Source organism: Avibacterium sp. 20-129, from assembly GCF_026226845.1.
Classification (GTDB): domain Bacteria; phylum Pseudomonadota; class Gammaproteobacteria; order Enterobacterales; family Pasteurellaceae; genus Avibacterium.
This window is the reverse complement of record NZ_JAKKOE010000002.1, coordinates 32,986-45,357: the sequence shown is the minus strand read 5'-3', so window position 1 is coordinate 45,357 and position 12,372 is coordinate 32,986. Positions and strand designations below refer to the sequence as shown.

13 protein-coding genes are annotated in these 12,372 nt (G+C 40.3%); 4 read left to right on the top strand and 9 right to left on the bottom strand.

The window, feature by feature from the left end; genetic code table 11:
- Positions 1 to 34: 34 nt before the first annotated feature.
- From L5B90_RS07740 to infA, 4 genes are all read right to left on the bottom strand, one after another.
- Positions 35 to 436 carry an NUDIX hydrolase gene (locus L5B90_RS07740; protein ID WP_250363540.1) on the bottom strand — a complete coding sequence of 134 codons (402 nt, stop codon included), beginning with the start codon at positions 434 to 436 and terminating at the stop codon, positions 35 to 37.
- Between the two features lie 126 nt (positions 437 to 562).
- On the bottom strand, positions 563 to 2,026 hold the full coding sequence (locus L5B90_RS07735) for a sucrose-specific PTS transporter subunit IIBC (protein WP_250363541.1): 1,464 nt from the start codon (positions 2,024 to 2,026) through the stop codon (positions 563 to 565).
- A 92-nt stretch (positions 2,027 to 2,118) separates the two neighbouring features.
- Positions 2,119 to 3,975 (bottom strand): ATP-binding protein, encoded by a 1,857-nt coding sequence (locus tag L5B90_RS07730; protein ID WP_265762588.1) that lies wholly within the window; start codon positions 3,973 to 3,975, stop codon positions 2,119 to 2,121.
- 116 nt (positions 3,976 to 4,091) lie between these two features.
- Positions 4,092 to 4,310, bottom strand: a complete 219-nt coding sequence (infA, locus tag L5B90_RS07725; protein WP_250363543.1) for a translation initiation factor IF-1 — start codon at positions 4,308 to 4,310, stop codon at positions 4,092 to 4,094.
- Between the two features lie 178 nt (positions 4,311 to 4,488).
- Between infA and L5B90_RS07720 the strand changes: the two genes are divergently transcribed.
- From L5B90_RS07720 to ndk, 4 genes are all read left to right on the top strand, one after another.
- Positions 4,489 to 5,037, top strand: a complete 549-nt coding sequence (locus tag L5B90_RS07720; protein ID WP_250349540.1) for a DUF924 family protein — start codon at positions 4,489 to 4,491, stop codon at positions 5,035 to 5,037.
- 13 nt (positions 5,038 to 5,050) lie between these two features.
- Entirely contained in the window at positions 5,051 to 6,256 is a 1,206-nt protein-coding gene (locus tag L5B90_RS07715; protein WP_265762587.1) for a low temperature requirement protein A, read from the top strand.
- A gap of 114 nt (positions 6,257 to 6,370) precedes the next feature.
- Positions 6,371 to 7,678, top strand: coding sequence for an aminopeptidase PepB (gene pepB / locus L5B90_RS07710; protein ID WP_265762586.1), 1,308 nt, complete (start codon positions 6,371 to 6,373; stop codon positions 7,676 to 7,678).
- Positions 7,679 to 7,686: 8 nt separating this feature from the next.
- Positions 7,687 to 8,112 carry a nucleoside-diphosphate kinase gene (gene ndk, locus L5B90_RS07705; RefSeq protein ID WP_250349537.1) on the top strand — a complete coding sequence of 142 codons (426 nt, stop codon included), beginning with the start codon at positions 7,687 to 7,689 and terminating at the stop codon, positions 8,110 to 8,112.
- 69 nt (positions 8,113 to 8,181) lie between these two features.
- Here the strand turns inward: ndk and pfkA are convergent, their stop codons facing one another.
- The 5 genes from pfkA to ung form a co-directional block, all read right to left on the bottom strand.
- Positions 8,182 to 9,147 (bottom strand): 6-phosphofructokinase, encoded by a 966-nt coding sequence (gene pfkA, locus L5B90_RS07700; RefSeq protein WP_250349536.1) that lies wholly within the window; start codon positions 9,145 to 9,147, stop codon positions 8,182 to 8,184.
- Between the two features lie 114 nt (positions 9,148 to 9,261).
- On the bottom strand, positions 9,262 to 10,176 hold the full coding sequence (locus L5B90_RS07695) for a cation diffusion facilitator family transporter (RefSeq protein ID WP_265762585.1): 915 nt from the start codon (positions 10,174 to 10,176) through the stop codon (positions 9,262 to 9,264).
- Positions 10,176 to 10,727, bottom strand: a complete 552-nt coding sequence (locus tag L5B90_RS07690) for a hypothetical protein (protein ID WP_442778772.1) — start codon at positions 10,725 to 10,727, stop codon at positions 10,176 to 10,178. The genes L5B90_RS07695 and L5B90_RS07690 overlap by 1 nt, the downstream gene beginning before the upstream one ends.
- Positions 10,728 to 10,779: 52 nt before the next feature.
- Entirely contained in the window at positions 10,780 to 11,556 is a 777-nt protein-coding gene (gene yaaA / locus L5B90_RS07685) for a peroxide stress protein YaaA (RefSeq protein ID WP_250363547.1), read from the bottom strand.
- Between the two features lie 21 nt (positions 11,557 to 11,577).
- Complete coding sequence (ung, locus tag L5B90_RS07680) at positions 11,578 to 12,246, bottom strand: uracil-DNA glycosylase (protein ID WP_250349532.1); 669 nt, start codon at positions 12,244 to 12,246, stop codon at positions 11,578 to 11,580.
- Between the last annotated feature and the right edge of the window lie 126 nt (positions 12,247 to 12,372).

Sequence of the window (12,372 nt, the reverse complement as noted above, 5' to 3'; positions counted from 1 at the left end):
CGCACTTTCAAAGTGCGGTTATTTTTTGGTGCGTTTATTCTAACGTACCTTGCTGTCTTAAATATTCCAATACTTTTTGTGTCGCTAAAGAGCATTTTTCTTTGCTTTGGTAATCCAGCCAAGCCAGTTCAGCAATTTCACTTTCAGGGCGATAATCGCCGATGAAATCGGCTTTATAGCAACGGAGTGTTACGATGCAATCACTGTTTTTGCCATCTGCTTGAGCTGAAAATTCACCAATTCTTTCAAGACTAGATTCAATTAAGGTAATACCCAACTCTTCTTTAATTTCCCGCAACAACGCTTGTTGATCCGTTTCACCTTGCTCTCTTTTCCCACCGGGTAGATAAAATTTTTCTTTTCCTTTGGAACGCGCCATTAATACTTGATTGTCTTTAATATATAACCAAGCTAATTTATCAATTTGCGTCTTCATTTTTTGCCTCATTGAAAATAAAAATCTGCACCTCAAACGCAGAATATTGTATTCCTGTTTAGGGTGCAGATCAAAGTGCGGTGCTTTTTTACGAAGTTTTATGCAATATTATCTTTTAGCTTGCGATTATCCTTTAGCTTGCGCACGTTTTACTAAAATCACAGAAAGCGTGAAAGCCACCGCGAAAGAAATAACCATTCCCACGCTATACATTGCAAGGCTGTCTGGTTTAATCGACGGAATACCTAAGAAGCCTGCCGCGCCCAGCGCTTGTGCTTTCACATTGAAGAACGCAATAAATGCACTTGATAATCCAGAACCAATCATTGCCGCTAAGAAGGCTTGACGATAGCGTAAGTTTACCCCAAACATTGCTGGCTCGGTGATGCCTAATAAGGCGGAAATCCCTGAAGGCACGGCTAAACCACGTACTTTTGGATCTTTCAATGCAAAGGCTACGCCTAAACAAGCCGCCCCTTGTGCGATATTTGACATTGCAGCAATTGGGAAAATGAAAGTACCACCTGATAATGACATATTAGAAAGGAGCTGAGTTTCTACTGCAATAAAGGTTTGATGCATACCTGTAATGACGATTGGTGCATAGAATGTCCCAAAAATACCGCCGCCGATAAAGCCAAGTTTGTCATATAACCAAGTTAAACCAATGGTGATTAAATCCCCCGCTTCACGTCCGATTGGGCCAATCACGGTAAAGGCTAATAACCCCGCGATAAATAACGAGAACATTGGCGTAATAAGATTATCTAGATAAGACGGCACAAATTTACGGAAAGTTTTCTCTAAGGTAGCAAGAACCCACGCCGAAATTAAGGTTGGAATTACCGTGCCTTGATAGCCGACTTTTTCAATTTCTAAACCAAATACATTCCAGTGCGTGATTTTGCCTTGCGCGGCGGTCAGAGCATAGTTCCAACCATCTGCCAGTGCTGGGTGAACCAATAACATCCCCAATGCAGCCCCTAAGAACGGGTTTCCACCAAATTTGCGAGTGGCCGAAAAGCCCAGCAACACGGGCAAGAAGACGAAAGGCGCATTGGCAATAGTATTAATAAAATCAACAAGATCGGAAAGATTACTAAAGTGATCGACAACGGAATACCCCGTGATAGGCTGCCCAGAATCGCGCAGGGCTTGTGGCACATCCCAGAAGAATCCTTGTGCAGTAAGCATACTGTGGATCCCCATTAATAAACCGCCCGCTACAATGGCAGGGATAATTGGCACAAAAATATCTGCTAAGCCTTTCACCAGACGCATAATTAGCCCTTGGTTATTGTCTGAAGCTTGTTTTGCAACCTCATTTTTCGTCATATCCCCGATGTTTAATAATGCTGCCATTTCATCGTGTACTTTATTTACGGTCCCCGAACCAAAAATAATCTGATATTGTCCTGAAACAGAAAATTGACCTTTTACGCCATCAATATTTTCGATCGCCTCTTTATCAATTTTGCCTTCATCTTTGACTACAATACGTAAGCGAGTTGCACAATGTGCAAGCGCACTGATATTTTCTTTACCGCCCAACTTCTCAATAACTTGTTTGGCAATATTTGGAAAATTCATCGGTTTCTTCCTCTTCGTTAGTATTAAATTTGAACGATATAGATTTTAGCTAAATCCTTTAAGCATTGCTAGATCGATAGCGCAAAACAAGGCTAATTATTGTAAGAATTTAACCAATCCATTAATTTATCAAGATCTTTTTGCCAATATTGTGAAAATGTCTCTAACCAATCCGCAATGTTATTTTCCCAATCAGCAAATTCATTATGTTGTGCTTGTTCCATAATATGTTGGATACGTTTTAACCCCACGGCGCCTGCTGCCCCCTTTATTTTATGGGCAATATTTGCCACTTCTTTTTGATATTCAGGTTGAAGTTTGTACATTTCATAAGCAGAGAACAACTCTTTCACATAATCAGGCATCATTTGTTGGAAAAGTGCGGTGTTATTTTTTACCGTTTTTACGCCTAATAAGACGACAAGTTCCTGTAATGTAGCCAGATCTAAGATCTCATCTTGCGCAATATCGTATTGTTTCGTGGTTGCTGGGATAGGCGAAATATCCTGATTAAAAAACTGATATAAACATTGCGTCAGTGCCTCTAAAGAAAGGGGCTTGCGTAAAATATCGTCCATTCCTTGTTGGAGATATTCTTGTTTATCGTGCATTACGTTGGCGGTAAGGGCGATCAGTGGCGGTAAATACTCATAATGATCATTTTCATATTGCTGACGTAAATACTGAGCGATTTCAAAACCCGACATATCAGGCAGTTGAATATCAATGAGCAACAAGTCATAGCTATTTTGTTCAAATTTTTCAATGGCTTGCTGCCCCCTCATCGCGACATCTACCTCATAGCCTAATTTTTCCAAAACAGATTTTGCGACAATTACATTGACCTCAATATCTTCAATGAGCAAAATACGCAGTTGGCTTGGCAAATATTGCTGATAGTCTAACGGTTTACTGACAGGTTTAGCTTGGATAGTTAAGGTAAAAATTGAGCCTTTTCCCACCGCACTTTGCACGCTGAGATCGCCCCCCATTAAATTGGCAATGGTTTTGGAAACGGCTAGACCAATGCCACTGCCCGCGTGCTGATATTGGTTGGATTGCACACGATAATACATTGCAAAAATATTGGCTAATTCGCTTTCTGCAATGCCAATACCTGTATCAGAAATCGCGAAAGCAAATTGTTGTTCAGCAATTCGTGTAACTTTGAGCTTGATCACGCCTTTTTGTGTAAACTTCACCGCATTATTAATTAAATTCCATAAAATTTGACTCAATCTTGCGTTATCTAACATCAGCCATTGCGGTAAATCAGATTCATAGTCTAATTCAAATTTTAGGTGATTTTGCTCCGCCATTAAGGTGGCGAAATTGGCAATATCATTAAGAAAGGCATAAAAATCCGTTTCTTTGCGGTTCAATTCTATTTTATGCGCATCAATTTTTTCCAGATCGATAATATCGCTAAAAATATGCCCTAAAGACACCGCACTCATATTGATTGTTTTGAGATAATTTTGCTGCTCGGCGGTTAAATTACCGTCTAATAAAATACGGCTCAACCCAATAATGCCATTTAGTGGGGTGCGTAATTCGTGGCTAATGGTTGTCATTAATGCGGTTTTATTTCGGCTATTTTGTTCAAGATCATTAAGCGCAATGGATAGTTTCTTTTCTGCTACCATTCTTTCCGAGACTTCACGGCGTAAATTTTCCACTAATTTGGCTAATTCAAGGCGAGATTTTTCCAGCTTTTCCACTAACAGCGTGAAGAAATAGATCACAAAAGGGGCAGAAATCAAGCCAAATACCACAGAACGCACGACATCTGCCCAATAAACCGTTCCTACAACAAAAAGGCTTAATAGCATTTGTGTACAGAGTGCCAGTACAGCTAGCACCAGCACACCAAGCAGGGAAAACCGCACGCGCCCAAGACGGATCACCCAATCCACATAGCGTTGTGCGAAATGTTTGATATTTCTCATTTTTATGCTCTTTATCGGTAAATAGCGTGATAATTGCGATCACATTATAAAAAATAGATAAAAATTTGCCCTAAGCATCACTTAGGGCAAATCTCAATAAATAAGAAGAATAAAAATTAGCGACTACGGAAAATAATACGTCCTTTGCTTAAATCATACGGCGTCATTTCTACAGTAACTTTATCGCCTGTTAAAATACGAATATAATTTTTACGCATTTTTCCTGAAATATGTGCAGTAACTATGTGCCCATTTTCTAATTCCACACGGAACATTGTGTTTGGCAAGGTTTCTAAAATTGTGCCTTGCATTTCAATGCAATCTTCTTTAGCCATTAATTCCTCTAATATTAGTTAATAAATAAGTCAAAAAACGGGCAAATTATACTCCTATCAAGGGCATTCACCAAGTTTTTTCTAGAAATTTAGTCTAATGCACAAATTTTAATAAACTATGGTAAAATCTGCCGCCGTGAAATTCACTTCATTTTTTTATTTCAATTAAGGACATTTTATGAATATTGCGACACCACAAGCGGTGCTGGATTTTTGGTTCAGCGAGGAAAATCAACCTTTTTGGTTTGTAAAAAGTGAAGACTTTGATAATAAAATTCGTGAAAAATTTGACCGCACTTTAAAAGCCGCAGCACAAGGTGAATGCGCAAGCTGGCGCGAAAGCATTGAAGGACGCTTAGCAGAAATTATTGTATTAGATCAATTTTCTCGTAACCTATACCGCAATACCCCTGCGGCATTTGCACAAGATCCGATGGCATTAGCGTTAGCCCAAGAAGCGATTAAACAAGCTGATTTTACTCGCCTGCCAACAGTATGGCGTAAATTTATGATTATGCCCTATATGCATAGTGAATCAGCCTTTATTCACCAACAAGCAGTTGATTTATTTCGTTCGCTAAATGATGAATACACGCTGGATTTTGAGTTACGCCACAAAGCCATTATTGATAAATTTAATCGTTATCCACATCGTAATGAGATTTTAAATCGCCCATCGACAGCGGAAGAAATTGCGTTTTTAAATCAACCGAATTCCTCGTTTTAATCTGGAGTATTAAATGATTCATAAATTAATGAAAGCCCGCGATCACCACGAAGTCCATCGTGTCGCCACCACGCTTGAGCTTTATTTTGATTTAGTTTTCGTGATCGCCATTGCGGCTACCGCAAGTGGTTTACACCACGCCCTAGCTGCACATCATTTCAGTGAAGGCTTAATCCATTTTGCCACGTCGTTTTTCTGTGTGTGGTGGGCTTGGATGAACTTTACTTGGTTTGCCTCTGCTTATGACAATGATGATTTTAGTTATCGTATTGTTACAATGGTACAAATGTTCGGTGCAATTATTCTTGCCATTGGCATCAATAATGTCTTTGAACATAATGATTTTACGATGATCTTAATCGGCTATATTGTGATGCGGGTCGCGATGGCATATCAATGGTTTCGTGCAGCCAAAAGTGATCCTGAACGTCGAACAACCTGCTTGCGTTATGCCTTCGGGATTATTTTCACCCAAATTTGCTGGACTATTAGTGCATTGAATTTTCCTTATTTATTCAATAATCTCTTTCCATTCTTGGCATTATTAGAACTTTGCGTGCCAGCTTGGGCGGAAAGTGCAAATAAAACTGCTTGGCACCCACACCATATTGCTGAACGTTACGGATTATTGGTTATCATCGTATTAGGTGAAGGTATTTTAGGCGCCACCAACGCCATTACGCCATTATTCCATAGCAATGAAGCAATGCTTACTGAAGCATTCCCGCTCGGTTTGGGTATCTCTGCCCTAATGTTTTCTTTATGGTGGCTTTATTTCAAAATGCCTTGGGGTGAATTTTTACATAATGAACGTACCTTAAATAATGCGTTAGTTTATGGCTATGGACATTTATTGATTTTTATCGCGCTCACTGCATTAGGCTCAGGTCTTGAACTGTTAGCCGACGCCGTAAAAGAATTTGGCACGATGGCAGAGGTTGTTGAACACGCAAGCAATGCCCATTCTATTTCACCGCTATTTGCGATGACCGCCCTAAGCATTTGCACTGCGATTTATCTTATTGCGTTAGCCTTCTTACGCTGGTATTTAGATAAAGATACGAATTACAGCGTAATTGGTTTCGTACTTGCTATCGCAGCCACCTTCCTCGGCGTGCTATGCGTGTATTTAGGTATGCCACTGCAATGGTCAATTTGGTTCACCGTAATAGCCCCAATCGCAATGATTTCTTTCTATAAAACAAAACCGATCGGTTAAGTTTTTGCTGCCCCTCCCCTCGCTAAAAAAGTGAGCGAGGAGAGATTTAACATTTTGATTTTTCTCACACTTGTATTAGGATAACTAAATCTAATTTGGATGAGGATAATCATTATGTTAATTCACCTTTCAACACAACCTGCCAGCCCAGTCTGGGGCGAAAATGCGTTGCTGAGTTTTTCCAATGATGAAGGCACGGTTCATATCAAACAAAACTCCCCAAATTCTGACCGCACTTTAATTCAGAAAGCTGCGCGCAAATTACGTAATCAAGGTATTAAAGAGGTAGAATTAGTCGGTGAAGATTGGGATCTAGAAAACTGTTGGGCATTTTATCAAGGTTTTTATTCCGCAAAGCAAGATTACGCTATTGAATTTCCTCATTTAGATGACGAACCGCAAGCAGAACTATTTGCCCGTATTCAGTGCGGTGATTTTGTTAGAGAAATCATTAATTTACCCTCTGATGTGATCACCCCAAAAAAATTGGCTGAGCGATCTGCACAATTTATTGCCGAACTTGCTGCGGAATACGCCTGTGAAAGTGCGGTAAGTTTTGAGATTATTTCTGCGGAAGCCTTATTAGAGAAAAATTATCAAGGCATTTGGAATGTAGGCAAAGCGTCTAGCCATAAGCCTGCGATGCTACAACTGGATTTTAATCCAAGCCAAGATCCGAATGCCCCCGTTTTAGCCTGTTTAGTGGGGAAAGGCATCACATTTGACAGTGGCGGATATAGCTTAAAACCGAGTGATTCAATGTCCACAATGCGTACGGATATGGGCGGTGCAGCGTTAGTGACGGGCGCATTAGGTATGGCGATTGCAGGAGGGTTAAACCAACGGGTGAAACTCTATCTCTGCTGTGCCGAAAATATGGTAAGTGCCGAAGCGATGAAATTAGGAGATATTATCACTTATCGTAATGGCATCACTGCCGAAGTGCTAAATACCGATGCCGAAGGGCGTTTAGTACTAGCCGATGGTTTAATCGATGCCGATAAACAAAATCCGCAATTTATTATTGATTGTGCCACCTTAACGGGAGCGGCAAAAATCGCCGTAGGAAATGATTACCACTCGGTGCTTTCAATGGATAACGAACTTGTTGCCGACCTCTTTAACGCGGCACAAATCAGCAATGAGCCATTCTGGCGTTTGCCTTTTGAAGAATTCCACCGTCATCAAATTTCATCATCATTTGCGCAAATTGCCAATATCGGTACCCTGCCAGTGGGCGCTGGTGCAAGCACGGCAACGGCGTTTTTATCCTATTTCGTGAAGAATTATCAACAACATTGGTTGCATATTGATTGCTCTGCCACTTATCGTAAATCAGCCAGTGATTTATGGGCTGCGGGGGCAACAGGCATTGGTGTGCAAACACTCGCTCATTTACTCTTAAACAAAGCAAATTCATAGGAGGAAAGATGGAACGGACATTATCTATCATTAAACCGGATGCGGTAGAACGTAACTTAATTGGTAAAATTCTTAACCGTTTAGAAAGTGAAGGTTTCCGCATCATTGCAATGAAAATGGTACATTTAACCCAAACACAAGCAGAAGGGTTTTACGCAGAGCATCAAGGCAAACCATTTTTTACTGATTTAGTCGATTATATGACTTCCGCCCCTGTGGTAGTTTCCGTACTAGAAAAAGAAAATGCGATTAAAAATTACCGCACTTTAATGGGGGCAACAGATCCAGAAAAAGCAGAAGAAGGGACAATACGTAAGCAATTTGCACTTAGCCAACGACAAAACTGCGTACACGGTTCTGATAGCCCTGAAAGCGCTGCCCGTGAAATTGCCTATTTCTTTGTCGAGGGGGAAATTTGCCCGAGAGCAGAATAATTTTATTATTTCAAAACGCAAAAGAGCCAATAAAAATTGGCTCTTTTTATATGAATAAAATTGAGGAAATTAATCCAAACGTGCCGCCATTTTCAACCAGTCCGCTTTAAATTCACGGCGCATATTATTGATTGCATCAATAATATCGTGATGCACAAGCTGCTCATTTTGAATACCTACGCAGTAACCGCCTTTACCTTGTAATAACAGATCTACCGCATAAACACCCATACGAGAAGCTAAAATACGGTCAAACGCACAAGGTGTACCACCACGTTGGATATGACCTAATACTGTTGCACGCGTTTCGTGTTTAACGCGTGCTTCAATTTCTTTGGCAAGTTCATTCACATCACAGATTAATTCTGTAATTGCAATAATCGCGTGACGTTTCCCTTTGATGATACTGCGCTCAATTTGTTGAATAAGCTCTTCACGGTTAAATTCCACCTCAGAAGCCACAATATATTCACAACCACCAGCAATCCCTGCCGAAATAGTCAGATCACTACAATGTCTACCCATAATTTCTACGATTGAAATACGTTGGTGAGAGCTTGAAGTATCACGCAAGCGGTCAATCGCTGTTACCGCCGTTTCTAATGCAGTTTGATAACCAATGGTGTAGTCTGTTCCTGCCACATCATTATCAATCGTCCCCGGGATACCAACACAAGGGAAACCGTGTTCTTCGGTGAGTAATTTTGCTCCCATATAGGAACCATCTCCCCCAATCACGACTAAGGCATCAATACCGTGTGAGCGTAAAATTTCCGCACATTTTGCCCGCACTTCAGGTTTCTTAAATTCAGGGAAACGTGCTGATCCTAAGAAAGTTCCCCCGCGGTTAATCACATCGGATACGCTATAACGCGTTAATTGCTTAATTTTATTGTTATACAACCCGTGGTAACCATCATAGATACCATACACTTCTAAACCTTCTCCTAAGGCTGAACGAACGACGCCACGGATCGCAGCATTCATTCCCGGTGCATCACCACCACTGGTTAATACGGCAATTTTTTTAATCATAATAGTCAATACCTTTATTCAAAGTTAATAATATAAAAACTGTGCGTAGCTTACACTATTCACCAAATCCGCTCTAGAAAAATTTCGTGAATTCTATCACATTTTGATTTAGGTCTAATTATTTTGCTGTAAGCTATCAGCTTGCGCCTGTTCTATTTGTACCACACTGGTCGGTTCGTGATGAATCACAATATCCACCTGTGGAAAACATTGGCGTAAACGTTGTTCAAGATGATCGGTAATTTGATGCGCTTCCACAAAAGAAAGATGATCATCTAATTCTAAATGGAATTGAATAAAACGAATCGCCCCTGAGCGGCGAGTACGCAAATCGTGAAAGCCTAAAATATTCGGTTGTGATTGGATAACCTGTTCAATTTGCTCAATTTCTACTGGGGGTAAAGCTTGATCGAGCAACAACTGAATGGCATTGTAAAACATTTTTGCTGCATTCAATAAAATATATAACGCAATAAAAATAGCAAACACTGCATCCGCCCACAGTACGCCCCATAAGCTCAAGCCTAAAGAACATAAAATCGCCATATTCATTAGTAAATCTGTTTGATAGTGCAGGCGATCCGCCTTAATCGCGGGGCTATCCGTTTGTTTTATAATATGGCTTTGATAAAGTACCAGTAACAATGTTGCCACAATGGAAAACAGCGTTACCATAATACCGAGAGCGGTTTGATTTAACGGCTGTGCTGAGGTTAAACGGTAAATACCTTGTAACAAAAGGAAAATCGCACTGCCTGAAATAAACGCACTTTGAATAAGTGAGGCGAGAGATTCTGCTTTGCCGTGTCCAAAAGAATGATTATGATCTGCTGGCATTAAAGCAAAACGCAAGATCAGCATATTCATAAAAGAGGCTAATAAATCTAGCGTAGAATCTGTAATAGAAGCCAGCATACTGACAGAATCCGTTTTCCACCACGCGAAGCCTTTCACTAAAATTAATAGCAACGCGGTGAAAATCGCACAGTTTGCTGCCCGCTTCACCTGTTTGGAATAGACTTCTTGCATTAACTATTGCAGCTCCAAGCGAAAGGGGTACGGTTTAATTTTTGCATTTCTTTATCAACAATATATTTTTTCAAATAACGAATTACTCTGCGATGCGCCATATTCATCAATTTGCGATCCTTGGCAATTTTTACAGAATATTGATATTGTACAAACCCACAAAATGGAATGTTTTTACCCCGCGCCACATTTACCTGCCAATCTGGATTTTGTGCGCTAGGATCATAAATCACAAAAGCAAAAAGTTCATTTTTTCTTGTGTAAATATCAAAATGTTGCACGCCAGTATTACGATAAACACGTTTACGCAAGGCAATGCGATCGGCTAAAGAAAGCTTATCCTTATTGCGGTCTTGCAACAGCTCAATGGCACTGTGCCATTGCTCGGCAGTTTCGTCTTTTGGGACGTAAACATAGCGCGCAATCGTACCGAGATCCTGCTGCGAAGCAAGATAATAAGTTTGCCCTCCGTGATTAATCGCTTCTGACACAGCAAGCTGCGGGGAAATGCTACACGCCGTGATACTCAGTGCAGTGAAAAAAATACCCATTTTTTTTACCGCACTTCTCTTTTCCTTAATCCATTGAATTAGCGCTTTCATTTTATTCACTCAAATCGCGTTTAAACACGAATTCCTTTTCTGTTGATGAAGTGGCATCAAACCAGTAACCTGCGAGATCGAACGCTTTTAATTGTTCTACTTGGGTGAGCCGATTTTGAATAAGGTAGCGACACATCAAACCGCGCGCTTTTTTCGCATAAAAGCTGATGACTTTATATTTCCCATTTTTATTGTCTAAAAAAACTGGTTTCACAATATGTGCATTCAATTCACTTTCTTTGACGGATTTATAGTACTCATCCGAAGCAAGATTAATCAACACATTATCCCCTTGTTGATCTAACGCGTGCTGTAGCGTCGTCGTGATAATATTGCCCCAAAAATGATATAAATCTTTGCCTTTCGGGTTGGCTAATTTCGTTCCCATTTCTAAACGGTAAGGCTGCATTAAATCTAAAGGGCGTAACAAACCATATAAGCCTGACAACATTCTCAAATGCTGTTGCGCGAATAAAATATCCTCACGAGATAAATGTTCTGCATCTAACCCCGTGTACACATCGCCTTTGAAAGCAAAAATCGCCGGGCGTGAGTTTTGTTCGTGGTGAACCTTATCCCATTGGGCAAAACGAGCCACATTTAATGCGGCTAATTTATCGCTAATTGACATTAAAGACGCCACCTCATTTGGCGCAAGCTGGCGACAAATATCAATAAGCTGTTCGCTATATTGCGTTAAATCAGGCTGAGAAACGTCAAATTTTTCTACCGCACTTTCAAAATCAAGGGTTTTAGCGGGAGAGATAATTGCTAACATAATGAAATCCTTATAAATATGCTAAACCATTAAGGGGAGCTGCCATTCAATTGGCGATAATTGATGTTGTTGTAAATAGGCATTCGCTTGAGAAAAATGCTTACAGCCAAAAAAACCACGATGTGCCGATAAAGGTGAGGGATGGGGTGCTGTGAGAACACAGTGCTTTTGTCGATCAATAAACTGCCCCTTTTTCTGTGCGTGACTGCCCCATAAGAGAAACACAAGATTTTCTCGCTGTTCATTCAAGGCTGAAATAACACGATCAGTAAAGGTTTCCCAACCAAAGTTTGAATGGGAATGGGCTTTGCCTTGTTCCACCGTTAAAACCGTGTTCAATAATAGCACGCCTTGTTGCGCCCAGCTGACTAAATAGCCGTGCTGAGGAATTTGAAAGCCCACATCATTGGCTAATTCTTTATAAATATTCACTAACGAAGGGGGAGGCGCAACACCGGGCTTCACCGAAAAAGATAGCCCGTGCGCTTGATTTGGACCGTGGTAAGGGTCTTGCCCTAAAATCACCACTTTCACTTGATCAAATTCGGTTAATTTGAAAGCATTGAAAATCTCATTCGTTGGTGGATACACAATTTTACCCACCGCTTTTTCACGCTGGATTTGCTGTAAAATTTGCTGAAAATAAGGCTGGCTTTTCTCGCCACCAATCACATCTTTCCACGTTTTCATTTTGTTTTCCTCAGCGTTAAACTTAGAATGAGATTATAAATAACCTCCCCCCAAATTAACAGCCTCTATTTTGATTTAATTATTTAACCATTCTTTAAATAAATGTTAATTAAATGTTAAATTTAA